This is a genomic window from Streptomyces sp. NPDC001970, from assembly GCF_053594115.1.
Genome location: NZ_JBSFDW010000064.1, coordinates 1 through 23,758, shown reverse-complemented (window position 1 = coordinate 23,758; position 23,758 = coordinate 1). Strand labels below are relative to the sequence as shown.

19 protein-coding genes, 1 tRNA gene and 7 pseudogenes are annotated in these 23,758 nt (G+C 70.8%); 18 read left to right on the top strand and 9 right to left on the bottom strand.

Annotation, left to right across the window (positions count from 1 at the left end):
- The 3 genes and pseudogenes from ACWCP0_RS40035 to ACWCP0_RS40025 form a co-directional block, all read left to right on the top strand.
- Positions 1-207 (top strand): annotated as a pseudogene (locus ACWCP0_RS40035) (MarR family transcriptional regulator); the annotation flags it as partial.
- Positions 208-353: 146 nt separating this feature from the next.
- On the top strand, positions 354-515 hold the full coding sequence (locus ACWCP0_RS40030; protein ID WP_451083640.1) for a hypothetical protein: 162 nt from the start codon (positions 354-356) through the stop codon (positions 513-515).
- 301 nt (positions 516-816) lie between these two features.
- Positions 817-1,050, top strand: a pseudogene (locus ACWCP0_RS40025) (amidohydrolase family protein); the annotation flags it as partial.
- Positions 1,051-1,146: 96 nt separating this feature from the next.
- On the opposite strand, the gene ACWCP0_RS40020 reads toward ACWCP0_RS40025, so the two are convergent.
- Positions 1,147-1,881: a TetR/AcrR family transcriptional regulator gene (locus ACWCP0_RS40020; RefSeq protein WP_451083639.1), complete on the bottom strand. Its 735-nt coding sequence runs from the start codon at positions 1,879-1,881 to the stop codon at positions 1,147-1,149.
- Positions 1,882-1,961: 80 nt separating this feature from the next.
- Here ACWCP0_RS40020 and ACWCP0_RS40015 point away from each other — a divergent pair.
- A pseudogene (locus ACWCP0_RS40015) lies at positions 1,962-2,163 on the top strand (aldo/keto reductase); the annotation flags it as partial.
- 49 nt (positions 2,164-2,212) lie between these two features.
- Here the strand turns inward: ACWCP0_RS40015 and ACWCP0_RS40010 are convergent.
- Positions 2,213-3,586 carry a cryptochrome/photolyase family protein gene (locus tag ACWCP0_RS40010; RefSeq protein ID WP_451083638.1) on the bottom strand — a complete coding sequence of 458 codons (1,374 nt, stop codon included), beginning with the start codon at positions 3,584-3,586 and terminating at the stop codon, positions 2,213-2,215.
- Between the two features lie 182 nt (positions 3,587-3,768).
- Positions 3,769-5,325, bottom strand: a complete 1,557-nt coding sequence (locus ACWCP0_RS40005) for an SDR family oxidoreductase (RefSeq protein ID WP_451083637.1) — start codon at positions 5,323-5,325, stop codon at positions 3,769-3,771.
- A 264-nt stretch (positions 5,326-5,589) separates the two neighbouring features.
- Here ACWCP0_RS40005 and ACWCP0_RS40000 point away from each other — a divergent pair.
- Both ACWCP0_RS40000 and ACWCP0_RS39995 read left to right on the top strand, forming a co-directional pair.
- Positions 5,590-7,133 (top strand): annotated as a pseudogene (locus ACWCP0_RS40000) (diacylglycerol kinase family protein).
- Positions 7,134-7,454: 321 nt separating this feature from the next.
- Positions 7,455-8,063: a GOLPH3/VPS74 family protein gene (locus tag ACWCP0_RS39995; protein WP_451083644.1), complete on the top strand. Its 609-nt coding sequence runs from the start codon at positions 7,455-7,457 to the stop codon at positions 8,061-8,063.
- Positions 8,064-8,150: 87 nt separating this feature from the next.
- Here the strand turns inward: ACWCP0_RS39995 and pspAB are convergent, their stop codons facing one another.
- Positions 8,151-8,753 carry a PspA-associated protein PspAB gene (gene pspAB, locus ACWCP0_RS39990; protein WP_451083636.1) on the bottom strand — a complete coding sequence of 201 codons (603 nt, stop codon included), beginning with the start codon at positions 8,751-8,753 and terminating at the stop codon, positions 8,151-8,153.
- Between the two features lie 39 nt (positions 8,754-8,792).
- Positions 8,793-9,707 (bottom strand): zinc metalloprotease HtpX, encoded by a 915-nt coding sequence (gene htpX / locus ACWCP0_RS39985; RefSeq protein ID WP_451083635.1) that lies wholly within the window; start codon positions 9,705-9,707, stop codon positions 8,793-8,795.
- Between the two features lie 714 nt (positions 9,708-10,421).
- On the opposite strand from htpX, the gene ACWCP0_RS39980 reads away from it, so the two are divergent.
- Complete coding sequence (locus ACWCP0_RS39980; RefSeq protein ID WP_451083634.1) at positions 10,422-11,999, top strand: alpha/beta hydrolase; 1,578 nt, start codon at positions 10,422-10,424, stop codon at positions 11,997-11,999.
- Positions 12,000-12,253: 254 nt separating this feature from the next.
- Here the strand turns inward: ACWCP0_RS39980 and ACWCP0_RS39975 are convergent.
- Positions 12,254-12,331: transfer RNA gene (locus ACWCP0_RS39975), tRNA-Trp, on the bottom strand.
- Between the two features lie 179 nt (positions 12,332-12,510).
- Between ACWCP0_RS39975 and ACWCP0_RS39970 the strand changes: the two genes are divergently transcribed.
- From ACWCP0_RS39970 to ACWCP0_RS39935, 8 genes are all read left to right on the top strand, one after another.
- On the top strand, positions 12,511-12,678 hold the full coding sequence (locus ACWCP0_RS39970; RefSeq protein WP_451083633.1) for a hypothetical protein: 168 nt from the start codon (positions 12,511-12,513) through the stop codon (positions 12,676-12,678).
- A gap of 200 nt (positions 12,679-12,878) precedes the next feature.
- On the top strand, positions 12,879-14,756 hold the full coding sequence (locus tag ACWCP0_RS39965) for an SMI1/KNR4 family protein (RefSeq protein WP_451083632.1): 1,878 nt from the start codon (positions 12,879-12,881) through the stop codon (positions 14,754-14,756).
- Between the two features lie 493 nt (positions 14,757-15,249).
- Positions 15,250-15,651 carry a sortase-dependent protein gene (locus tag ACWCP0_RS39960; protein ID WP_451083631.1) on the top strand — a complete coding sequence of 134 codons (402 nt, stop codon included), beginning with the start codon at positions 15,250-15,252 and terminating at the stop codon, positions 15,649-15,651.
- Entirely contained in the window at positions 15,648-16,283 is a 636-nt protein-coding gene (locus ACWCP0_RS39955) for a class F sortase (RefSeq protein ID WP_451083630.1), read from the top strand. The genes ACWCP0_RS39960 and ACWCP0_RS39955 overlap by 4 nt, the downstream gene beginning before the upstream one ends.
- A 93-nt stretch (positions 16,284-16,376) precedes the next feature.
- Positions 16,377-16,880 carry an RNA polymerase sigma factor gene (locus tag ACWCP0_RS39950; protein ID WP_451083643.1) on the top strand — a complete coding sequence of 168 codons (504 nt, stop codon included), beginning with the start codon at positions 16,377-16,379 and terminating at the stop codon, positions 16,878-16,880.
- Positions 16,864-17,337 (top strand): hypothetical protein, encoded by a 474-nt coding sequence (locus tag ACWCP0_RS39945; protein ID WP_451083629.1) that lies wholly within the window; start codon positions 16,864-16,866, stop codon positions 17,335-17,337. Before ACWCP0_RS39950 ends, ACWCP0_RS39945 begins: the two co-directional genes overlap by 17 nt.
- Positions 17,338-17,414: 77 nt before the next feature.
- Positions 17,415-18,173: an SDR family NAD(P)-dependent oxidoreductase gene (locus tag ACWCP0_RS39940; protein WP_451083628.1), complete on the top strand. Its 759-nt coding sequence runs from the start codon at positions 17,415-17,417 to the stop codon at positions 18,171-18,173.
- A gap of 347 nt (positions 18,174-18,520) precedes the next feature.
- A complete protein-coding gene (locus ACWCP0_RS39935; protein WP_451083627.1) occupies positions 18,521-19,096 on the top strand; it encodes a hypothetical protein in 576 nt (191 codons plus the stop codon).
- Between the two features lie 99 nt (positions 19,097-19,195).
- On the opposite strand, the pseudogene ACWCP0_RS39930 reads toward ACWCP0_RS39935, so the two are convergent.
- Positions 19,196-19,333: pseudogene (locus ACWCP0_RS39930) on the bottom strand (TetR/AcrR family transcriptional regulator); the annotation flags it as partial.
- Between ACWCP0_RS39930 and ACWCP0_RS39925 the strand changes: the two are divergent.
- Positions 19,332-20,018, top strand: a pseudogene (locus tag ACWCP0_RS39925) (IS200/IS605 family accessory protein TnpB-related protein); the annotation flags it as partial. The pseudogenes ACWCP0_RS39930 and ACWCP0_RS39925 overlap by 2 nt on opposite strands.
- A gap of 79 nt (positions 20,019-20,097) precedes the next feature.
- Here the strand turns inward: ACWCP0_RS39925 and ACWCP0_RS39920 are convergent.
- A pseudogene (locus ACWCP0_RS39920) lies at positions 20,098-20,588 on the bottom strand (TetR family transcriptional regulator); the annotation flags it as partial.
- A 133-nt stretch (positions 20,589-20,721) separates the two neighbouring features.
- Here ACWCP0_RS39920 and ACWCP0_RS39915 point away from each other — a divergent pair.
- On the top strand, positions 20,722-21,372 hold the full coding sequence (locus tag ACWCP0_RS39915; protein WP_451083626.1) for a DUF4386 domain-containing protein: 651 nt from the start codon (positions 20,722-20,724) through the stop codon (positions 21,370-21,372).
- 167 nt (positions 21,373-21,539) lie between these two features.
- On the opposite strand, the gene ACWCP0_RS39910 is transcribed toward ACWCP0_RS39915, so the two are convergent.
- The gene (locus ACWCP0_RS39910) at positions 21,540-22,226 is read right to left on the bottom strand and encodes a class I SAM-dependent methyltransferase (RefSeq protein ID WP_451083642.1); all 687 of its coding nucleotides are present in this window, start codon (positions 22,224-22,226) and stop codon (positions 21,540-21,542) included.
- Between the two features lie 784 nt (positions 22,227-23,010).
- Between ACWCP0_RS39910 and ACWCP0_RS39905 the strand changes: the two genes are divergently transcribed.
- On the top strand, positions 23,011-23,457 hold the full coding sequence (locus ACWCP0_RS39905; RefSeq protein WP_451083641.1) for a VOC family protein: 447 nt from the start codon (positions 23,011-23,013) through the stop codon (positions 23,455-23,457).
- Positions 23,458-23,758 lie beyond the last annotated feature (301 nt).

Genomic DNA, 23,758 nt, shown 5'->3' with positions numbered 1-23,758 from the left:
CAGCCTCCCCTACGCCGAGATCGCCCGACGCCTCGACCGTCCGACCTCGACGACCACGCATGAGGTGACGCGCAACGGCGGCCCCACCGCCGACCTCGCCCACCGCGCCACCGAACGCCGCACCCACCGGCACAGGCAGGCCACGCCCCGAGGACCGCAGGCCCCCCGCAGACCCACGGACACGACGCCGAGGCGTTCGGCAAGTACTCCACGCACGAGTTCGGATCCAGTCCGAGGCGTACGACCCGAAGCTGGACGTGGACTTCGCCCCGCTCCGCGAGCAGGACCCGTCCAACGCTGGTTTCGGCACGGCCGCCTGAGCAGGCCAGGGCCGGGTCGACATCATGAAGGCCATGGACGACCAGCGTGAGCTCAAGGTCTCGGGGCCCGGGGCGCTGGCGGCGTCGTCGCCGTCCAAGACGCGCTCGATCCGCTCCCACAGCTTCACCGGCCCGCCCACCCGCACCTGCCAGCGGGAAGATGCTCCGACGCGTGCTCGACCAATGGCAGGGTGAGTGATCGCCTCCTGGCTGACGTTCGCCGCCGTCATGGCCGCGGCGAACGAGGGGTCATGCGCCTGCCAGTTCAGCAACAGCCGCTCCGGGACTCCGGCGGCCGCGGCGCAACCGGTCGGGCCGAGTCCGAACGCCGCCGCGCGTACCGCGTCGGCCATGCGGGCCAGCGTCTCCTCGCGCAGACTCGGACTTCGCCCCAGGGCCGCGAAGAGTGTGCTGTCGAGGGCGTCTTGCGCACCGACCCGCCAGCACACCATCAGCCCATGCCTCCAACTGGCCGGCGGACTCCGTCACTTCACCCATGGAACACATGGTCGAACGGACCTCGCAGTCCGGCCGGGTCATCGGCCCCGCCGAGGCGGCCACGGTGGAGGAAGCGCTGCGTGCGTACACGACCGAGGCGGCCCGCGCCTGCCACTGGGATACGGATGCGGGCAGCATCACGCCCGGCAAGCGCGCGGACCTCGTGGTTCTCGGGGACGATCCTCGCCGGGTCGACCCGGCGAGGATCGGGGACATCGAGGTGGTCGGAACGTCCTGGAGGGCGACGACGAACTCTGACGCGCGCCGTGGCGGACTGCGCCACGGCCGGTCCCGCCGGTTGTCGTTCGCGCGGCGTACCGCGCGCCGCTCAGCGGGCCCGCCCGTCCGTCCCGCCGGAGGCGAGGCGCTCGAGCCACTCGCGCAGCAGTGACGTCTCGGCCGGTGAGAGCACCTCGGGGAGGTCCGGCAGGACGGCGGCGAGGGAGATGGCCCGCGAGGCCGGACTGCCCTGGTCGTCCGCCGGCCCGGGGTCGGTGGTGACGGCTGCGAGAACGGTGTCCCGCGTACGGGCCGACAGGCCGAGGTCCCGTGCGTCGGCCGGTGTGGCGATCAGAGTGAGGGCGACGCCGACGCCGGCGGCCTGGACCATCTGGGCGGCGGCGGGGACGGGAACCCGCAGGCGGCCCGCGCGGGCGACCTGCTCCATCATGCCGACGAGCACCGCGTAGGTCTCCTCCATCGCGGCGGGACGCTCGCCGGGGCGGACGGCGCCGTACATCAGCACGTAGAACGACGGGCGGGTCAGCCCGAAGTCGATGTGCAGGTCCCAGCCGCGGCGCACGTCCTCCACCGGGTCCCCGGTCCCTGTCATCGCCTGCTTGTCCGCCAGGTAGCGCTCGAACCCGTAGGCCGTGACCGCGTCCAGCAGTCCCTTCTTGTCGCCGAAGAGCCGGTAGAGCGTGGGCGCCTGGACACCGGCCGCCTGGGCCACGGCACGGGTGGAGACGGCCTCACTGCCGCCCTCGGCCAGCAGCTCCGCGGCGGCGGCGAGGATCCGCTCGCGGGAGTCGGCACTTCTCTCGGAGATCTTTTCGGCGCTCATGGATCAACGCTACCCGACGACTGTTAGCACCGTTTGAGATTCGCCGATGCCGTGTTTCCGCTGCCGACGCCAACCCATCGATGGGATCACTCTCTGTGAACACCCGCACACTCGGCACCGACGGCCCCGTGGTCTCCGCCCTCGGACTCGGGCTCATGGGAATGTCGGACCTGTACGGACCGGCCGACGAGGCCGAGTCCATCGCCACCGTCCACGCCGCGCTCGACGCCGGCATCACCCTGCTCGACACCGCGCGACTTCTACGGCATGGGCCACAACGACCGTCGCTTCCCGCCCCTCACAGCCGGGCGTCAGCGAGGCCGCCGCCCGGTCAGGCGGCGCCACGGCCCCGCCTGAATCGCTCGAGCCCGTCGGCGAGTCCGACGACGGGCTCGGGATAGTCGTATCTCTCCCGGTCCGAGCCGCGGAGTTTCCAGGGCTCATGGACGGCCGGCCCTTCGAGCCCCGCGAGCTCGGGTACCCAGCGTCGTACGTAGGCCCCGTCCGGGTCGTACTGCCTGGCCTGGCGAACGGGGTTGAGCACCCGGTTCGGCCGAGTGTCGGTGCCGGTTCCGGCCATCCACTGCCAGTTGAGCTGGTTGTTGGCGATGTCACCGTCGACGAGCAGGTCCAGGAAGTGGCGGGCGCCGGCGCGCCAGTCGATGTACAGCGTCTTGGTGAGGAGGCTCGCGGTCAGCATCCGGCCACGGTTGTGCATCCAGCCTTCGTGCCGTAGTTGACGCATGGCGGCATCGACGACGGGATATCCGGTGCGCCCGTCCTTCCACGCCTGGAGGTCCTCCTCCGCCTCTCTGCCGCTGCGCCAACGGTCGTTCCGGGTGCGGTAGTCGTCGACGGCAGCGCCCGGCCGTGCGGCCAGGACCTGGTGATGGAAGTCGCGCCAGCACAGCTGCCGTACGAAGGCCTCGGCGCCCGGGCCGCCCGTCGCGCGCGCCCGGTGGACGAGTTCCGCCGGCGAGAGCGTGCCGAAGTGCAGATGCGGGGAGAGTCTCGACGTCGCGTCACCGGCGAGGTCGTCGTGCCGGTCGTCGTAGCGCGCGACACCGTCCCGGAGCCACGACGTGAGGCGCCTGCGCCCCTCGCTCTCCCCGCCGCCGGCGAGGCCCGCCGAGACACCTGCGACGCCCTTGCGGGACGGGACCGGCTCCGAGCCGACACGCTCGGGAACGTGCACCGTGCGGGGTGCGCCGAAGGTGCCGCGGATCTCCTCCTGGGACCAGCGGCGGAAGTACGGGGTGAACACGGCGAAGTGGTCCGAGCCCGCCGGGGTGATGACACCGGGAGCGACCGCGGTGACGACCGTGTCATGCACGTGGAGACGGCGGCCTTCCTCCTCCAGGGCCGCGCGCAGCCGCTCCTCGCGGGCGAGGGCGTATGCGCTGACGCCGGCCGCCATGTGCACCTCGTCGGCGTCCGCCTCGTGGGCGACCGCACAGACCTCGGAGACGGCGTCGCCGCAGCGGACGACGAGGCGGCCGCCGCGGTCGCGCAGCCCCTTGTCGAGATCCGTCAGGCAGTCGGCGAGGAAGGCCTGCCGGTTGGGGGCGGGAAAGCCGGTGGCCGTGATGCGGTCGTCCCGCACGAACAGGGGCACGACCTGGTCGCACGCGCCGAGCGCCGCGCGCAGCGGCGGATGGTCGTGCAGGCGCAGGTCGGAGGTGAACAGGACGACCGCGGCATTCATGAACCCGCTCCCGAGAGGTGTGGCTGCAGTGCTGTGGTCGACAGATTCCCGTGAAGTGCCGTGGCCGGCTGCACGAGCGCCGACAAGGACCCGGCCGGTAAGCAGCCAGCCCGCGCGCCGTCCGGATTCAGTCTGGATCCAGTCCAGATTGAATCCGGACTGAGCGCGGCTTCAGCCCGGCTTCAGCCCGGACCGGCGCCGCTGACAGCACGGGGGTCATGGGCGCTGTCCGCCCGCGGCGGGGAGGAATCCACCGTGCGCGCGGCCTGGGCGATGTTGCGGGCCATGCCTCCGAACACGACGGCGTGGAACGGCGACACGCTCCACCAGTAGAGGTGTCCGAGCAGACCGTGCGGGTGGAACAGCGCGCGCTGGCGGTAGCGGGCCCGGCCGTTCCCCGCCGCGTCGGCGTACATCTCCAGCCAGGCGAGCCCCGGCAGGCGCATCTCGGCGCGCAGCCGCAGCAGCCGGCCCGGTTCGACCTCCTCCACCCGCCAGAAGTCGAGCGAGTCACCCACCCGCAGCCGTGCGGCGTCCCGCCGGCCGCGGCGCAGGCCCACACCGCCGACGAGCCGGTCCAGCCAGCCGCGTACGGCCCAGGCGAGCGGGAAGGAGTACCAGCCGTTGTCGCCGCCGATCCCCTCGATGACCTCCCACAGGGCCTTCGGCGATGCGTCGACGTCCAGCGCGCGCCGGTCGGTGTAGAGGCTGCCGCCCGCCCAGTCGGGGTCCGTGGGCAGCGGATCGCTCGGAGCGCCGGGCAGGGAGGCGGAGGACCACCGGGTGGTCACCTGGGCGTCGCGTACGCGCTGCAGCGCGAGGGTGAGGGCCTCGTCGAAGCCGATCGGTGTGCCGGGGGGATCGGGCACGTACCGGGCGATGTCGTGCTCGCGGCAGACGACTTCGTGGCGCAGCGACTCCGCGAGCGGCCGGGCGAGCGCGGCGGGTACGGGAGTGACCAGGCCGATCCACTGGCTGGAGAGACGGGGCGTGAGCATCGGGACCCGCAGGATGAGGCGGTGCGGCAGCCCGGCCACGGCCGCGTACCGGTGCATCATCTGCTCGTACGTGATCACGTCGGGCCCGCCGATGTCGAAGGCGCGGTTCACGTCGTCGGGCATCCGCGCACTGCCCACCAGACAGCGCAGCACGTCCCGGACGGCGATCGGCTGGATGCGGGTGCCGACCCAGCTCGGAGTGACCATGACCGGCAGGCGCTCGGTGAGGTAGCGCAACATCTCGAACGACGCCGAACCGGAGCCGATGACGACCGCCGCGCGCAGCACGGTCGCGGGAACGTCCGAGCGGAGGAAGATCCGGCCGACCTCCGCCCGGGAACGCAGATGCGGCGACAGCTCACTCTCCGGCACATCCACCGGGGTGAGCCCGCCCAGGTAGACGATGCGCCGCACGCCGGCGGCACGCGCCTGTTCGGTGAAGTCCTGGGCGGCCTTCCGGTCGGTCTCCTCGAAGCCTGGTCCGGTACGGAGCGCATGCACCAGGTAGTAGGCGACATCGACATCGCGCAGGGCGACGCCGACCGATTCCGCGTCGGTCACGTCCCCGCGTACCACCTCGGCGCGCCCCGCCCAGGGATGGTCCCGCAGCTTCTCAGGCGACCGGGCCATGCACCGGACCCGGTGGCCGGCATCCAGCAGCTCCGGCACCAGCCTCCCCCCGATGTAACCCGTCGCTCCGGTCACCAGGCAGCGCAGGGGCCGTGTGTCCTCGCCTTTCATGGATGTCTCCGGTTCCAGTCGCCCTGTCGTCCAGTCGTCCTGTGATCCTGTCCGGGGATACGTCGTCCCGCCCTTGGCCTATGTCGCCTGCCCCATGTCGCCTGCCCCATGTCGTCCGCTCCACGTCGTCCCACCCTGGCCCACGTCAGGGGATTCGGCTCGCGGGGCCGCAGCGGATGCACCTGGGCCTGCGCTGCGGAACCGGTCCGCACGTCGGCGCCGTCGGTGCCCCATGGAACGAGGGAGCAAGGGTATGGAGAGAGCATGAACCGATCCCGGGTCCGACGCGTCAGGCAGTTCTTCCGTGCCAAGGATCACGCCGCGTCCGGCCTGGTCGCACCCCGGCGCCGGCCGGGGGCCGGCTGTGTCCTTCCCCTGCTGAGCCGAAGCACCGGCCACGGACTGGTGTGGTTCGCCATCGGCGCCGGGATCTGGGCACTCGGTGGAGCGCGGGGGCGTCGGGCCGCGGTGCGGGGGGCGGTCTCGCTCGCGCTGGCCTCGGCGACCGTCACCACCATCGGTAAGGGCGCGGTGCGCCATGCGCGCCCCGCGCCGGACACCGGCCCGACCGCACGGCGGCTCCACGAGCACCCCCTCACCACCTCCTTCCCTTCCGGACACGCCGCATCGGCCGCCGCGTTCGCCGCCGGTGTGGCGATGGAGGCCCGCGGTCTGGGTGCGGTCCTGGCCCCGGTGGCCGCCTCGGTGGCCTTCTCCCGCGTCCACAGCGGCGACCACCGCCCCCGTGACGTGCTGGTCGGCGCGGCGCTCGGCGTCGGGGCGGCCTTCGCGGTGCGGGGCCTTGTCCCCTCACGCGCCCAGCTCCCGCCTCCGGCGCGACCGCGGGCCGACGCCCCGGCTCTGCCCGAGGGCAAGGGTCTGACCGTGGTGGTCAATCCCTCCTCCGGAGCCCAGCCCCAACTGGTCGGTCCCGTCCAGCAGCTGAGGACCGCGCTGCCGCAGGCCGACGTCGTGATCTACGAGCCGGACTCGGGGCCCCTGACGGAGGTACTCGCCGAAGCCGCCCGGAACGCCGCCCGGTCCGGTGGTGCCCTGGGAGTGTGCGGCGGCGACGGCACGGTCAACGCGGGAGCGGCCGCCGCCCTGCGCTTCGACGTCCCGCTCGCCGTCCTCCCCGCGGTACGTTCAACCACTTCGCCGCCGACCTGGGTGCCGACACCATCGCGGACGCATGCGCGGCCGTGGAGGCGGGCAGCGCGGTGCGGGCCGACGTCGGGAGGATCAGACCCCTGGTCCACGCCGGCGGACGGTTCCCCGACCGTCACGTTCTCGGGCCTCCGGCCGCGGAGCCTTCGTACTTCCTGAACACCTTCAGCATCGGGGTCTACCCGGAGCTCGTCCGGATCCGTGAGCGGTGGTCGCCACGGATCGGCGGTCCGCTCTCGGCGCTGGTCGCCCTGTTCCAGGTGCTGCGCACGACGCGCCCCGTACGTGCCCGGGTGAACGGCAGACGCCGCTCGATCTGGCTGCTGTTCGCGGGCAACGGCGCGTACCGCAGCTTCGGCGTGGCCCCCGCGCGGCGTCACGACCTCGCCGACGGACTGCTCGACGTCCGCATCGCGCACGGAGGGCACTTGGCCCGCCCCCGGTTGCTGGCGACGGCTCTGGCCGGGGGCGCGGCGAGGAAGCTGCTGTACGCGGCGGCGCGGCCACGGCGACTGGTCGTGTCGGAACTGCCCGAGGGCACGCAGATGGCCTACGACGGCGAGACGCGGCCGGCGCCCTCGGCTCTCGTGATCGACAAGCTCGACGAGGCGCTGACCGTGTACCGGCCGGCGGAGGGCTGACACGGCCGCCTCGGTCCCCCGAGCCTCCGACACCCACACAGGCATCGACCGCGCACCGGGAACACGTGGAACCCGGGAGAACCGGAGAGAGAAGGGGAGAGGGTCACAGTTGGCCGGCGACGCCAGGCTGCCCGCATGCGGACACATCGCCTGGCACGGCCGCGGCACGGCGAGGACCCGCGCAGCGTGTGACACTTTCAGTGTGGTGGGAAAGCAGGCTCATCCCTGGAAATGCCCTGTCCCTCACTGACCGGCGTGATCTCCGCGACCGACAGGTGCCGGGGCAGGCTGGTCGCTGATGCCCCTGACGTGGAGCCCTTCATGACCACACCGCGGGACCTGTTGATCGTTGCCATGGACGCGGACGTCAGTCACTCCCCGGAGCCGGGCGACCTGTCGCTTGCGCTCGCGGGAGCCGAGTTGATCGACCTTCTGGGCGCCCAGGCGATCACACTGGACGGCGATCACATTGTGCCGGGCGACCGGCCGCCACCAGGTGATCGTCTGCTGGACGAGGCCGCGTCGTCGCTTGTCCGACAAGCGCCGTTCGAACCGGTCGGCGACTGGCTGTGGCGACGAGGCCGGGGCCTGCCCGAGGCCTATCTCGCCGCCCTCGAGGCGGAGGGGCAGCTCACTCGGTCACGGCGCAGCGGCTGGATGCCCTTCCAGACCAGTCGGACCGTGCCGGCCGATGCTCCCGCTCACGTCTCGGCGGCAAGCCGCTGGACATCGGATGAGCCCGTCCTCGCCGCCCTGGCGGCAGCCGTCGGAATCCGCGACGAGCCGACGGGAGCCTCCGCCGGCGTGTCCGACGACGCGGTGGCTGCGGTGCTCGCCGCCGTCAATGACGCGTTGCGGGAACTGGATGCCGAACGGCGACGGCGGGCCATCGACGAGGCGGCAGCGGACAACATCCGGCGAGGCGAGTGACCGGCGAGGCGCATGACGACCGCACCCGCGGGGGCGGGGGAACCCGTCCCGGCTCCCAGTGGACGCCGCGGTCGCCCAACCGCGGGGTCACCGGTTCGACCCGCCGAGCCCAGGCGCGCCCCACACCGGGAACCAGCGGCCCAGGTCTTTCTCCATCCGTAGGTCGTCCGCGAGCAGCGCCTTGACCTGGAGTTCCAGGGTGTTGTCACGCTTCTCGCCCGTTCCGGGAAGCGGTGCGAAGGGGTAGAAGGTGCCGCGCTTGTAGAGGTAGACCAGTGCGAGCGCGCGCTCCCCCGCGGCGTCGCTGAAACCGATCAGGGAGCAGAGCAGCTGCGGGCCGAAGCCGGCCTCCTGGAGGAGGGTGTTGACGGCGTGCAGATCGTTGACCAGTGAGACTGTGTCGTCGGCGGAATGGCGGGCGAGAAGCCACGTGTAGCCGTACGCGTCCTGGCTGAACTCGACAGGTACGCCGCCCCGACCGGTATCGGCATCGAGCAGTTCCCGGATGTCCTCCTGGATCCTGGCGAAGGCGCCGCCCTCGACACTGGCGAAACAGACCGAGCCGATGCCGGTCGGCATGAAGCCTGCGCCCGCCTGGAGGGTGATCGCGGCGGCCGGCAGGCCGAAGAGCTGGTCGAGGTCGGGACGTACCGGCTTGCTTCGGCCGAGGATGGTGTCGAGGAGTCCCACGGGAAGAACCTCTGTGCGTCGTCGTGGGGGCGTGGACCGTCACGCGCGGCCGAGCTGTGTCGACATCCTGCCCAGCTGGTCCAGGCGCTGCTCCAGCGTCGGATGCGAGGAGAGCAGCCTGCTCAAGCTTCCCTTGGAGGAGAACGCGGGCGCGAACCAGAAGGCGTTGAACGGCTCCGCCCTCCGCAGGTCCTGCGTCGGGATCCTGGCCATCTGCCCGGTCACCTTGGTGAGCGCGGAGGCGAGCGCCGACGGGCGGCCGGTCAGCAGTGCGGCGGCGCGGTCGGCGGACAGCTCGCGGTAGCGCGAGAGCAGCAGGGTCAGCAGGGTGCTGATCACATAGACGACCGCGCTGACCAGCGGGATCACCAGCATCGCGATGGCGGTGTTGCTGTCGCGGCTGCTCCGGCCGAGTCCGCTGTAGAGCCAGACACGGGTCATCACGCCCGCGAGGACACCGAGGAACGAGGCGATGGTCATCACCGCGACGTCGCGGTGGGCGACGTGCGACAGCTCGTGCGCGAGGACGCCTTCCAGCTCCTCCGGCTCCAGGCGACGGAGCAGGCCGGTGGTGGCGCAGACGAGGGCGGTCTTCTGGCTGCGGCCGGTGGCGAAGGCGTTCGGCACATCACTGTCGGCGATCGCCACGCGGGGCTTGGGCACATCGGCGAGGGCGCAGATACGGTCCACGGCACCGTGCAGCTCGGGCGCCTGTTCCGGGGTGACCTCGCGGGCACCCATGCTGTAGGCCGCGATCCGGTCGCTGAACCAGAACTGCGCGATGAACAGGCCGCCCGCGATCACCAGGATGATGGGCCATGAACTCCGGAGGACGGCCAGCAGGACGCCGACGAAGACCACATAGAGCAGCCCGATCAGGAACATCGTCGTCACCATGCGGGTGGTGAGTCCCCGATCCGGGGCATAGCGCGAACGAGACCGACTCCCTGGCATCTGATCACCCTCCAGGCAGAGCTGTGTCACGGTACCTTTCCCACTTAATTGTGCTCCTTTCATCCGTTTGTCCCAGATAAAGGAACGTCTGGGGCGGCCAGTGCCGTCCGCTGCGGCGGAAGCCCCGGGTGGCTCATGAAGAAGCGACGGCGATGACATCGACGACCGGCGAGCCACAGGTCCGGCGCAGCTCCGGCCCGTGCGCGAAATTCATGCCCCGCACCCCGCAGTAAGGACGGCCACGATCGCCGTCCACGCAGTGATCGCGTGCAGGTTCCCGTTACGGGCTGTGGCTGCTGCCCGGGCCACAGCACCGCGGGACCGCCACACCACCACAGGACCACTGCCCGCACCTGTCGGACCGAGGCCGAACGGGACTGTGCCGCCACCGGCTGAGGCCGGCACCGCCGGCCCCGATTCGGTCGTGCACGGATGCGGTCGTCACGCATGCGCCCGTGGCGCGGCCTGCGCACAGACGCCCGGCAAGGGCCCGGCCCGCGACACCGAGCCAAGGCGGTACGCACATCGCCACCGAGCACTCGCTTGCCCGTGAGCACGCAACTCGACCACGCATTCGCGGAATTGCACCGCTGAGCGGGACTTGCCGCACCGGTTATTGGTTCGGTAAAGAACACCACTACGGCCTGTCCCGCGCTCCCCCGCCCACGAAAGGATCCCCCGGTACAACTCCACAACAGCAGGGGGAGGTTCTACGTGAGACGCACAGCAGTGCTCGGCTCGGCCGGCACTCTGGTGGCGAGCACCCTCATAGCGGGTGCGATGGCGGCTCCGGCGGCCAATGCCGAAAGCCGCAGCCACGGATGGTCCGAAGCTCGCGGCGTGCAGGTCGCCGCGGAGCGCGCGGCCAAGAAGGGCATCGCCTGGGCGGACTGCCCGGAGGACTGGGGGCTCGCCAAGCCCATCCAGTGCGGTTTCGTGAGCGTTCCGCTCGACTACGCACGACCGAACGGCAAGCAGATCACGATCGCCGTGGACCGTATCGGCAACACCGGGACGAAGGACGAGCGTCAGGGCGCCCTGATCTACAACCCGGGCGGCCCCGGCGGCTCCGGACTGCGTTTCCCGGCCCGGGTCACCAACAAGAGCCCGCTGTGGGTCAAGACCTCGAAGGCGTACGACTTCGTGGGCTTCGATCCCCGAGGCGTCGGCCACTCCACTCCCATCTCCTGCGTCGACCCGCAGGAGTTCGTCAAGGCACCGAAGCCCGACCCGGTGCCCGACAGCGAGGCCGACAAGCGCGCGCAGCGCAAGCTCGCCGCCGAGTACGCGGACGGGTGCGCCGAGCGCAGCGGTTGGATGCTGCCGCACATGACCACGCCGAACACCGCGCGCGACCTGGACGTCATCCGGGCCGCCCTCGGTGAGAAGAAGCTCAACTTCCTGGGCGTCTCCTACGGCACCTACCTCGGCGCGGTCTACGCGACCCTCTTCCCCGGCCATGTCCGGCGGATGGTCGTCGACAGCGTGGTCAACCCGTCGCGAGAGAAGATCTGGTACCAGGCGAACCTGGATCAGGACGTCGCGTTCCAGATGCGCTGGGACGACTGGAAGGCGTGGGTCGCCAAGAACGACGCCACCTTCCACATCGGCGACACCCCGGAGAAGGTCGAGCAGCAGTGGGTCGAACTGCGGGCCACCGCGAAGAAGAACCCGCTCGGCGGGGTCGTCGGCCCGGCCGAACTCATCGGTTTCTTCCAGAGCGCCCCGTACTACGACTCCGCCTGGGTGCCCGTCGCCCAGACCTGGAGCAAGTACCTCGCCGGTGACACCCAGGCACTCGTCGACGCCGCGGCGCCCGATCCGTCCGACACCGCCGGCAACATCTCCGCGGAGAACGGCAACGCCGTCTACACGGCCGTCGAGTGCGCCGACGCCAAGTGGCCCACCAGCTGGCAGAGGTGGGACCGCGACAACACCCGGCTGCACCAGGACCACCCGTTCATGACCTGGGCCAATGCCTGGATGAACCTGCCCTGTGCCACCTGGTCCTCGAAGCAGCACACCCCTGTGCAGGTGCGGACCGGCAAGGGTCTGCCGCCGGTGCTCATCGTGCAGGCCACGCGTGACGCCGCCACTCCCTTCGAAGGGGCCGTCGAGCTGCACAAGCGGCTCAAGGGCTCGCGTCTGATCATCGAGAAGGACGCCGGCTCTCACGGTGTGACCGGCCTGGTCAACCCGTGCATCAACGAGCGGGTGGATTCCTACCTGCTCAGCGGCGAGCTGGACAGCCACGATGTGACGTGCACCCCGCACGCCACGCCCAAGCCGTAAGGCACACAGGACTGAATGAGGGGCGGCCGACCACGGCCGCCCCTCATTCGTGCCTCCGTGTGCGACGCGCCGGGACACCGACGCGCGTTGCACGAACTGAACAAGGAATGCGCCGCCGACATCCCCGGCCGAGGGAACTTCTCCTCGTTCGACGAGTACGCCGAGCGGCGTTTCGTCCGATCACGCCGGTTCAGCCCCGAACGCCCACGGCTGTCTCGACCTTCGCTCAGGAGCAGACGACCGCGAGGGGAGTGTGGCAGGGGCGGCAGGATTCGAACCTGCGGCGTACGGGTTTGGAGTCCGCTGCTCTGGCCGGGCTGAGCTACGCCCCTTCGTACTGCTGACCTTGGCATGGAGGGGCTGGGACGTTCCACGGAATTTCCCTCGCGCCGGAGTTCAGGTGTCCTTTGCCCGCCGGTGCGTGACCAGCGGCAGGAACAGCAGGTCCACGATTTTCAGCTTCGCCGGCTGGAGCACACCCCACCGCCCGCACAGCGGGCCGGACCTGGACATGGCCTCCTACGGCATCGTCAAGCTCCTCGACGAGGCCCACGGCATTCCGGTCTCCGCCCGCGCCTACCCCGGCACACCTTGGGAACCGAAGGAAGCGTTCCAGGCGCGTGCGGACCACTACCAAGGCCTCAAGGAGCACCGCACGACCGACCGACTCCCGCAGTAGCCGACGACAACGCCCGCGTACGGACGGAATCGAAACGGCATCGCTCCCGCTCCATCGGCCCACGAGGCAGCCGGCCGGAGCCGGCACTGCTCCTCGTATCAACCGCTGCCGGAACGCCTGACCCTGTGCGTGGCGACAGCGATGCCGAACCGTCCGGCACCACTTCCACCGCTGTCGGTGGTTGCTCCTATGGTGCTCGCATGATCTCCCCTGCTGCCGACCCGAACCCGTCGCTGCCCACGGTGGAAGCATCCTGGGCGCGCATCGATGTCTGGCTCGCCGAGCACGCGCCGCGCAGCCGTGCGCTGCTGCGGCCGCCTGCGTCGCCGTCGGCGATAGCGGCCGCCGAACAGCGGCTCGGCGTGACCTTCCCGCCGGACCTGGTGGCGTCACTGCGCTGCCACGACGGAGTCGAGGAAGACGATGCCGCTCCGGTGTTCGCCCTGAACGGGCCCTTCGGCGGTGTGGCCGACATCGTGGACCACACGCTGTTCCTGCGCTCCGTCGGCGGGGATGCGGACGACCCCTACGACGACGAAGACGACGAGGACGACGAGGACGACGAGAGCGAGGCGGACGAGCTCGACGCGTACTGGCGTGACGAGTGGCTGCTGATCACCCGCGGTATCGGCTGGGACGCGCAGGACGGCCTGTTCATCACCTGCCGCAAGGGCAGCAACTACGGCCGGATCGGAGACTACTTCAACGAGGACGCCCCCTCGTTCACCGAGTGGCACTCCCTGCGTGCGACGCTGTCCTGCTTCGCCGACGCGCTGGAACGACGGCTGCCCGTGGGAAGCCGGGTACCGCTGGCCGTCGACGGTGCGTTGATCTGGGACGACGACACCAAGACCGTCACCCCGCAGCCGTACTCGCTCCTCACACTTGCCGCTGGTGCACCGGAGCCGCACCCGGACCCCGAGCCCCTGCCTCGGGTGCCGGAGCCGCCGAGGACCGGTGCGTACATGACGCTCGGCTTCCGGCCGGCCGGCACACCCATACCCGAACAACCCGACCTGGTCTTCGCCGCAGGCGTCGACCCTGACGAACTCCTTGTGCGTGCGGGGGTGGTGCTGCAGGAGACCGTCCGCGAGCGCACCCATGAGCGGTCCAAGGAATCGGCACACAGCACCTGGGCGGCGTACCGGCCGCTGATACGTGCCGGCCGCACCGGCACCTGGGGATACGTCATGCAGAGCGCGGGCCCCCAGCAGCTGATCCGTCCCGAGGTCCTGCGCAGGCTCTCCCGGGGCACACGGGCCGTGGCCCTGACCAAGCGGGGGCCCGAGGTCCGTGTCACCGTGTACGAGGACGGTGCCCCGCACGCCGAGGCCGCCCTCGACCGGCTCGTCACCTCCGCACGGGAGGACTACATCCGGCTCCCCGACGGCACGGAGGTGCAGCACCTGGGTGTCGACGCCTGGCCCGGGTCGACCGCCGCCTACACCGAGCTGCTCGCCGGCCTGCGGGCCGGCTTCGGGATCGCCTTCAACCTCGAGGCCGCGCTCGGCGAGCCGCTCTCCAGCGGACTGGCCCTGCCGCTCCTGGCCGACATCCCCGAATGGTCACGCCGGTTCATCTCGCACGTACGCGAATTCGACCTGGCCGCCCTGGTCGAGCGGACGCCCCCGGCCCGGCTCCGCGCAGCGCTCGCGGCTCAACTGCGCAGGCTCGCCGGGGAGACGGGCCTCGACACCTTCCCGGAGGTGTCACACGCCCTGGGAGCCATCGACCGCGGCGAGATCGTGTCCCTCGCCGAGGACGGCCCCCTGGACGTGCGGATACGCGAGATCGCTGCCGAGGCCTTCGCCGCCCGGCAGGCCCTGGAACCGCAATGGCGCCGCGCTCCCGGCGCGCCCGAGTTGCCCACCACGCAGGACGACCACACGGCCTGGCAGCTCCGGGCCGACGCCGCGGACGCCCTGCGCCGTTTTCTCCGACTGCCCGCACCGGTCGCCGCGGCGACGATCCTCCATCGTCGACTGAGCGCCGACTGGCGCAGCGAGCTCGCCCACGACCTGGACACGGCCGAACCGGTGGAACCGGCGGACGCGGACGGCGCACGGCAGTGGTCCTGACGACCTGGCTGCCCCGTGCTGCTGTCGGCGGAGGTGGCGCGAGCCGTATGCTGCGGCGCTCCCCCTCGGGAGAGCGGCAGGCAGCGTGTCCAGCTCGTACCGCCCTGCCGCCTCCGCTGCGGCTGCGGCTGCGGCTGCGGCTGCGGCTGCGGCTGCGGCTGCGGCTGCGGCTGCGGCTGCGGCTGTTGGTCAGAATCGTTCGCGACCAGAAGCCGCAGGCGGAGTCCCCTTCCGCATGGGCTTGTTGCGGAGTCAGGTGCCCTTGGAGCGGTGCTGGTGACATGGATCGGGCTGCGGTGGCCGGCGCGTAGCCAGGCGCGCATGTCACGGCAGGGTCGGTGTGGATCCGGGTCGCCGCTGGACGTTCCGCGACACGGCTTTGCCTTCTCTTTACAACTCCGTCCGACGCTGCCTCGTCTCTCCGACCGATCAGTTGCCAGAACCCGTCCGCACCCCACCGGGGCACGGACGGAGTGACGAAGGAGAGCGATACATGCGCAGGAGTGTTCTCACGGCCGCGGCCGTCGCGTGCGCCGCCGTGCTGGCGGGAGCGGCGCCCGCGCTCGCCGACGGGCCGAGCGCGCAGCCCACCACGGCGCGCACCGGCCCGGCGGCGAGCAGCGCGACGCCCAGCCGGGGTCCCAGCGCCGCCCCCGCCCCGACCCCGGCCCAGAGCTCGGCCCCGACGTCGGCCCCGACCCCGGCGCAGACCTCGGCCCCAAGCCCGCGCCAGGTGCGCACGGTGCCCGAGGGGGCGCCCGACACCGGGGTGCAGACCCCGGCGGTCGCGGACGGTCCGGACGGCACAGTGGTGGGAGCGGCCGCGGGCGGGCTGGTGTTGCTGGCCGGCGGCACGGTCGTGGCGGCGCGGCGCAGGCGCACGACGGCCGGATGACCCCGGGTGCCAGGAGGGCCGTGGTCCTGACGGTCCTGGCCGCGCTTCCCTGGGCCGGCGGATGCACGGGGGGATCCGGCGACGGCTCCCTCGCCGCATCGCCGCCCCTCGCCGCATCGCCGCCCGTCGCGGCCAGGCCGCAGGGGACGCCGCCACGCCCGCTCGGCCGGTCGGTCCCCGTCGGGCTGCGGATTCCCGCCATCGGGGTCGACACTCCCGTCATGCGGCTCGGGCTTGCCCCGGACGGCACGGTGGAAGTCCCTCCGGTGGCGCCGGAATCGCCGGCCGGCTGGTACCGCCACTCCCCCACACCCGGTCAGCTCGGTCCCTCGGTGCTCCTGGCCCACGCCACCGTCGGCCGCTACGGCGACGGTGTGTTCCGGGACCTGGCGCGGCTGCGCCCGGGCGACCGGGTCGTGGCCCGGCTGCGGGACGGCGCGTCGGCGGTGTTCACGGTGGACCGCGTGCAGACGGTCACGAAGGCGCACTTCCCGGCTCAGGCCGTGTACGGGGACGTGGACCGGCCGGAGCTGCGTCTGATCACCTGCGGCGGGCCTCGCACCGCCGACGGGAGCGGCTACCGCGACAACGTCGTGGTGTACGCCTCCCTGACCTCCGCGAGCCGCCCCTAGCAGGTCACGGCCGGCCGGTGGGCCCTGCACCCACCGGCCGGTCGTCCCGTGGGGCGCTTCCGGAATGATGACCGACGACGATGGTGGAGAGTGTTGAAACGGTCCCGGGACGATGCGGCGTCCGAGCTGTTCGCCGCCCTCTATCCACGCCTCGCCGGCTGGTGCCGACGGCTGGTCGACGACGACGAGACGGCCCACGAGATCGCCTCGGAGGCCTTCACCCGGCTGTGGGCCCGCTGGACGAGTGTGGACGAGCCGCGCGGCTTCCTCTACGTCACGGCCGCCAACATCGTGCGCGACCACTGGCGGAAGCTGGAGCGTGAACGCCGGGCCATGCGCCGCGCCACCGCGGAGGTGCTCGTCGGTGGCCAGGGCGAGGGGCGTGACGGGCAGAGCGACCCGTCCGTGCGGATGCTCGTGCAGTCGCTGCCGGAGCGGCTGAGGGTGCCCATCCTGCTGTACTACTACGCCGACATGCCGGTCCGGGAGGTGGCGGCGCTGACGGGGCGGAAGGAAGGAACCGTGAAGGCCGATCTCCACGCGGCCAGGGAAATGCTGCGAGCCGGACTGAGGAGGAGCCTTGATCACACCCATTGAGGGCCCGGACGAGGATCGCGACGCGACCCTGGACGCGCTGCTGCAGCCCGGCACCGTACTCCTCGGGCCGCCGCCCGGCCGGTTCCGCGAGATCCGGCGTGCCGCGGCGCGGCGCCGGCTGCTGCGGGCGGCCGCCGGGGCCGGGGTCTCCGTGGCGGTGGCGGCCGTCGTCGCCGTACCACTGCACCTTCTGCCGGCCCCGGGGGCACAGCCTGCGGGGCGCCCACCGGCGCCGCCGGCCTCCGTGCCCCCCTCGGCCACCGACCGGCCGGCTCCCTCGTCTCCCACGCCGACTCCCTCCGCGACCCCGCGTCCGCGCCACAGCACCAGCACCAGCACCAGCACCAGCACCAGCCCGCCCCCCGGCCCGGACGCCCGCGGCCGGGCAACCTCTTCCCCGACCCAGCGGTCCTTGCCGTCGTCACCGGTCCAGGGCGCGACCGGCGAGTCGAGGTAGGCGCATACCCGTTTCTCGTGGCGAGCCGAGATCACCCGTACCCTGAAGCCGCTGAACCACTTGCGACGGGAACGTTCTTGCCCACCGCCCTCATCACCGGTGGCACCGCCGGTATCGGTGCAGCCTTTGCCCGGCAGCTGGCCGCGCAGGGCTTCGGTCTGGTCCTGGTGACGAGGGACGAAAACCGGCTCAGGGCCATGGCCGATTCCCTGCGGACGGCCCACGGCACCGACACGGAGACCCTCGTCGCCGACCTGGTCACCGAGGAAGGGATCACCGCTGTCGTGCTCCGGCTGGAGCAGGGCCTGGACCTGTTGATCAACAATGCGGGCTTCGGGCAGTCCGACAAGTTCCTCCGGGCTCCCGTGAGTACCGAGGTGAACATGATCCGTCTGCACTGTGAGACCGTGCTCCGTCTGACCTACGCCGCGCTTCCGGGGATGATCGAACGCCGGAGCAGAGGTGTGATCAACGTTGCCTCCGTCGCGGCCTTTCTTGCCCGGGGCACGTACAGCGCCACGAAGGCGTGGACCGTCACCTTCACACAGAGCGTTCGTCAGGAGATCGGCGCCCCCGGCGTACGCCTCATGGCGCTGTGTCCCGGATGGATGTCGACGGAGTTCCACCAGCGGGCAGGCCTGGACAAGTCCTCCGTCCCTGGGTTCATGTGGCTCGACGCAGACGATCTGGTGCGGGCAGCCCTACGCGACTTCCGCCGTGGCAAGGCGATCAGTGTCCCCAAGGTGCGGTACAAAGCCGTCGTGGCGCTCAGCCGCATCGTGCCGCGCAATCTCGCCGACCACCTGTCGTCGCGAACCGGCCGTCACTACGACTGACCTCCGCGACCACCCGTCGACGCCGACCGTCCTGCCACCTGCGACCAGGACGGTCCGGTCGCGGGCGTGCACAGGGCCCTTCTTTTGTGGACCGGGCATCGCTCTGAAAGACTTGTTCCTCAACCCCTACCAGGCACAAGGCTCGCAGGCGGCTTCCCCGCCGGGGCGTGCGACGCGCGGGCCGGCGAACGGAACGCGGTGCTATGGACCAGCTACTGGCGAAGATCATTGAGGCGCACGGGGGCAGAGACCGCTACGCGCAATTCTCGCAAGTTCGCGCATCGATCGTCAGCGGGGGTGACTTGTGGGCGATCAAAGGCGTGCCGCAGGATCCGGCGCCTCGCGAGATGACCGTCCGGCTCCACGAGGAATGGGCGTCCGTGCAGCCGTACGGCGCGCCCGATCAGCGCTCCTCCTTCTCCCCCGACCGCGTGGCGATCGAGAAGACGGACGGCACGGTGATCGCCGAGCGGACCGACCCCCGCTCCTCCTTCGCCGGGCACGAGCTGACCACCCCGTGGGATTCCCTGCACCGGGCCTACTTCAACGGCTACGCGCTGTGGACATACCTGACTACCCCGTTCCTCCTCGCCAGGGCGGGTGTCACCGTCACCAGGATCGGGGAGCTGAGCGAGAACGGCGAAACGTGGCACGGCCTGAGGGCCACCTTCCCCAAGGACATCGCCAGCCACTCCCGCGAACAGGACTTCTACACCGGGGACGACTTCCTCCTGCGCCGCCACGACTACCGCGTCGATGTGGCGGGTGGGTTCGCGGCGGCACAGTACGTGTACGACTACATCGAGGCCCAGGGGCTGCGTATGCCGTCGAAGCGCCGGGCCTACCGCCGCGGCGACGACGGCCGGCCGCTGCTCGACCAGCTGATGGTCTCGATCGACATCAGCAACGTGAGTTACAGCTGAGCGGACGTGCTCGTCGGGCCCTGCAGCCCATGGCACGGTCACGATGACTCCACCACTGGCGGGATGCCGCCGGTCAGGCTGGTCCGTGGCGTCGGTGGCTCACCGACCGCGATGGTGGGTGGAGCTCCACCGCTGCCTCCGAAGACTCTCGAATCCGTCGAGGAGCAGATCGAGCGCGAACTCGAACTCGAACTGGTCGTCGCACCCCGGGCCGACGACCGACCCCTCGTCGTGGGCCGACGGCGTGGTCGGCGTGGACATGAACGCCATGAACGCCGACCACCTCGCCGCATGGCGGCTCGACGAGCACGGAAACCCGGTCGGCACACCCCCCGCCACTTCGACTACGACATGTCCGGACCGGCCACCCGACGTGACGCCCACCTCCGGCACGCCCTCACCCGCCTCTTGCACTGGGCCAAGACCACAGGCGTGCAGGCCATCGCGATCGAAGACCTGGACTTCACCGACTCCAAGACCCGAGAGAAACACGGCCGCAGGAAGCGGTTGCGACAGCTCATCTCCGGCATCCCCACAGGCAAACTCCGCGCCCGGCTGCTGTCGATGTGCGCCGAATGCGGCATCGGCGTGATCGCCGTCGACCCCGCCTGTACCAGCAGGTGGGGCGCCGAACACTGGCAAGCCCCACTCACCACGACCACACGCAAGACCACTCGCCACCAGGCTGCCGCCGTGGCGATCGGACGACGCGCCCTCGGACACCCGATCCGGCGACGGACGGCACCGCCCCGCCGGCACCAGAGCGATGCCGGCGGGCATCGGACCGCCCAGGCCCCGTCGGACACCCAAGGACGCGAGGAAAACCGCCCTCCCGTACCCGGACCACGGACACGATCCGTGCGCGCCGAACGCGGAGCGAACGCGGTGGACCAGGACACCCAAAACCGTTCGGGGCGTCCGGCTGAGCATGTGCAACTCACGCTCAGTCTTTAGGAACGGCACTTGCCTGACATCTCGCGCAGCATGGCCCTCTGTGCGCCCGGGTCCACGCTTGCGGTGTCATCGAACAGCTCCTGGGCGAACCCGAACATTCGGCTGCCCAGGGCGTGCATCACGTGATGCGTGAGGTCGACGGAGAAGCCGCCGGTCCGGAACATCCCGATCATCGAATCCATGTACTCCAACACGGCCGGCGTCGGCGTGGTGCGCGACTCGATCACGCGAGAGGCCCAGGGGTGAAGCAGGAGCGTTCGGCGCGCGAAGAGGATCCTCTGCCGGACCGCCGCCTTCCAGTCGGCGCCGCGTCCGGTGCATGGATCTCGCCGACGACGACGTCGATCATGCCGTCCAGCAGCTCTTCCTTGTTCGCGACGTGCTTGTACAGCGCCATCGGTACGACGCCGAGCTCGTGTGCGAGCTTGCGCATGCTGAGGGCGTCGATCCCGGCGTCGTCGGCGAACGCGACGGCGGCGCGCAGCACCCGGTCCCTGCTCAGAGAAGCGCGGCGCGCGGCCTCCGTCTGCTGAGTCATCGGATCAGCCCTTCGCTGCGGCAGCTTCGCCGCCGGATCTCTCCTCTTGCCAGGTGTACATCGCACACCCAGCGTTCGGAGCCGGACGAGGTGTACGCCGTACACCTCGGGTTCGATGAAGGAAGGCGTCGACATGGGCTCAACGCGACGGACCGCGGTGGCCGCAGGAGTGTTCTTCCTGATCACGGAGATCGCCGCGATCGCCGGGCTGGTGCTCCACCGGCCCGTCCTGAGCGACGCGAACTACGTCCTCGGCACCGGCGCCGACATCCGCGTACTGCTGGGCGGCTTCTTCGAGGTCGTCCTTCTCTCCGCCGTCATCGGCACAGCGGTCACGCTGTATCCCGTCGTCAGGCGGCAGGGCCATGGCGTCGCCCTCGGCTACGTCTGCGGTCGCCTGCTGGAAGTCGCTGTCATCGCCGTTGGTCTCGTCGGCGTCCTGTCGGTCGTGACGTTGCGTCAGGACCTGGCGGGAGCCGCGGGCACGGACGGGGCCTCACTGGTCACCGTCGCACGGTCGCTCGTCGCCATCCACGACTGGACCTTCCTGCTCGGACCCAACGTCGTCCTGGGAGCGAACAGCCTGCTGCTGGCCTACCTGATGTACCGGTCACGACTCGTGCCGCGCTTCATCACGGTGCTGGGGCTCGTCGGGGGCCCGCTGATCTATGCGTCGGCGACCGCCGTGATGTTCGGGTTCTACGACCAGCTCTCGGCATGGGGCTCGATCGCCGCACTTCCCGTGTTCGCACGGGAGTTCAGCCTTGCGGTTTCCTCATCCTGAAGGGCTTCAACCCGTCTCCCCCACCGCACGCAACGTTTCACCGGCGGAGCTGCACGCAGGAGTGCTCGCCGTGTGAGAGTCGGAAATCCCCGTCCGCGGCCTCTCCGCCCTCGCACGGCGAACTCCGCTCGGCCGACGTGAGGCGATGGGCCCCTTCGTCCGCGCGGTCATGTGTCACGCGAGCCGAGTCGTCGGTAGAACGACGCCACGGCAGGCTGTCCGGTGTAGTTGGGGCCGGCATGGGGATCTGCGCCGAGGTACAGGAAGGGCAGTTGGACACTCCGAGGCCCCCGGAGTGTCAGCCGATGGTGGCGCGAGATGTACGTGAACCCCGCCGCACGCAACGCGGCCGGCACGGCGCGGCCGGCCGATGTGCCGTCGGCCCAGCGGATCGAGCCGGGATCGAGGTGGGCGACCAGCAGGCCCTCGGGGGTGAGCCAGGAAGCCGCGCGGGCGAGCAGGCCGAGCCGGTCGCCGACGTAGTGGAGTCCGTGCACACAGGTGATCAGGTCATAGGCCCGCGGTGCTGCCCAGCCGGCGACCGAAGCAGTGACGAGTTCAACCCCGGGCGTCGCCTGTGCCGGTGCCGGCGGGCCCACCAGATCGATCCCGGTCAGTACCGCGGAGGCCGGCAGCCTGCCGGCCGCCTCGCGCAGGGCACGGCCCTCGCCGCTGCACAGATCGAGCCAGGATGGTGAAGCGGACCGGGCCGAGAGGTGGGCGACCGGATCGAACCCGAGTTCGCGGGCGTAGCTGTTGACGCCGGTCAGGCCTCGCTCACGGTTCATCGAGTTGTTGGCGACCACGGCGGAGCGTTCCAGCTCTTCGTCGGACAGCAGCTGTGGCGTGGTCATCGAGTCCACACCGGAACGGTCATGGCGAGCATCGGTCCATTGTTCCAGTGCCGCAGTCGCCGTGCGGCCGGCAGCGTGGCCGAGCGCGTCAGCGTCGGCGCCCTTGCGGAGCCCACGTCCGGGGTGGGCAAAGACGCGCGCCGCGCTCGCGCGCCTCGGCAGCTCACGGCGGGGTTGCTGTCTATCGTGACGATGCCGCACTTTCGTGAGGGCTCATCGGCGCATCAGCCGCGCAGAAACCGTCCGTGCGCCGCTTGGGCCCCAGGCTCAACGGCGTATCAGTTCGCCCTCGCTCGCCAGGCAGCCGACAAGCCGACATCTTCATTGACGAGTGACAGGCAGGTGAGTCCGATGCGATCAGCACATCGGGGCAATCCGTAGCCGGCGCCGGGTGCACCGACTTCACTGTTGCGCCGGCCATCGACGGCGACGTACGAAGCGCGCCGGCGCCACACGGGACGGGTTCCCTCCCTGGCCGGTCCCATCCGCGTTGACGCGCCGCTGGAGTCCCCTCCGAACACGTGATGGGGGCCGGCCCGGTGCCGGTACCCGCGAAGGTTCCTCGGCCGGCCGCCGGCATCCTCAACCCGCAGTCACCGAAGGGGAGGTGCCTTCCCCCGCATGGCGACGACCTGTATCGCCCCAGCGGCCACAAGGGAGACACGACCCCCGAACGATCACGTGCGTCACCACCTCAACCGGTGGCGTCCCTCGGGCACATCATGTAACGTCACCCATCAAACAGGTGACTCACGGACGGATTTCACGGAGCGTGATGACAACGATGGACCTGAAGCTCGAAGTTCTCGTACTGCCCGTCTCCGATGTCGATCGCGCCATGCAGTACTACGAAGGCCTGGGCTTCCGACTCGATGTCGACTACTCCTCCGCCGACGGGGGCTTCCGCGTCGTGCACCTGACGCCCCCAGGATCACTGTGCTCGATCCTCTTCGGCGACGGAGTGACCACTGCCGCGCCGGGCTCGGTTCAGGGTCTGCATCTCATCGTCGGCGACATCGAGGCGGCCCGGGCCGAACTCATCGACCGCGGCGCCGACGTGGGAGAGGTGTTCCACGACGCAGGTGGTGTGTTCCATCACGCCGGAGACACGGCACGCGTCAGCGGCCCGCATCCCGAACGCGCCAGCTACGGCTCGTTCGCTGCATTCAGCGACCCGGACGGCAATGGCTGGGTGCTCCAGGAAGTGACGACCCGCCTTCCCGGCCGGTGACCGGACACCCGTCGTCCCATCGAACCGCCGTCATCCGGTGAAGCCGTAGCCCCCGGTCGGGGCGGGCGGCTCCGGCCCACGCCGGCCGGAACCGCGGAGCACTGCGGACCGAGGGGAGGCCGGCCTGGACGACCACGCGCACCCTCCCTCAGGACCCAAGCCCGCGATACGCGAGAGAGACACAGGAAGAGCTATGAATGACTCCCCCCGCACCTACGACGTCGTCGTCATCGGCGCGGGCCCCGTGGGCGAGAACGTGGCCGACCGGACCCGTGCTGCGGGGCTCAGTACCGTCATCGTG

Coding starts and splice junctions, on each gene's coding strand:
- ACWCP0_RS39910 (WP_451083642.1), bottom strand. CDS start 22,226: ATGACCACGCCACAGCTGCTGTCCGACGAAGAGCTGGAACGCTCCGCC.
- ACWCP0_RS40010 (WP_451083638.1), bottom strand. CDS start 3,586: ATGAATGCCGCGGTCGTCCTGTTCACCTCCGACCTGCGCCTGCACGAC.
- ACWCP0_RS39960 (WP_451083631.1), top strand. CDS start 15,250: ATGCGCAGGAGTGTTCTCACGGCCGCGGCCGTCGCGTGCGCCGCCGTG.
- ACWCP0_RS40030 (WP_451083640.1), top strand. CDS start 354: ATGGACGACCAGCGTGAGCTCAAGGTCTCGGGGCCCGGGGCGCTGGCG.
- ACWCP0_RS40020 (WP_451083639.1), bottom strand. CDS start 1,881: ATGAGCGCCGAAAAGATCTCCGAGAGAAGTGCCGACTCCCGCGAGCGG.
- ACWCP0_RS39970 (WP_451083633.1), top strand. CDS start 12,511: ATGGCCTCCTACGGCATCGTCAAGCTCCTCGACGAGGCCCACGGCATT.
- ACWCP0_RS39915 (WP_451083626.1), top strand. CDS start 20,722: ATGGGCTCAACGCGACGGACCGCGGTGGCCGCAGGAGTGTTCTTCCTG.
- ACWCP0_RS39955 (WP_451083630.1), top strand. CDS start 15,648: ATGACCCCGGGTGCCAGGAGGGCCGTGGTCCTGACGGTCCTGGCCGCG.
- ACWCP0_RS39905 (WP_451083641.1), top strand. CDS start 23,011: ATGGACCTGAAGCTCGAAGTTCTCGTACTGCCCGTCTCCGATGTCGAT.
- ACWCP0_RS39965 (WP_451083632.1), top strand. CDS start 12,879: ATGATCTCCCCTGCTGCCGACCCGAACCCGTCGCTGCCCACGGTGGAA.
- ACWCP0_RS39995 (WP_451083644.1), top strand. CDS start 7,455: ATGACCACACCGCGGGACCTGTTGATCGTTGCCATGGACGCGGACGTC.
- htpX (WP_451083635.1), bottom strand. CDS start 9,707: ATGCCAGGGAGTCGGTCTCGTTCGCGCTATGCCCCGGATCGGGGACTC.
- ACWCP0_RS39935 (WP_451083627.1), top strand. CDS start 18,521: ATGACCGTCCGGCTCCACGAGGAATGGGCGTCCGTGCAGCCGTACGGC.
- ACWCP0_RS40005 (WP_451083637.1), bottom strand. CDS start 5,325: ATGAAAGGCGAGGACACACGGCCCCTGCGCTGCCTGGTGACCGGAGCG.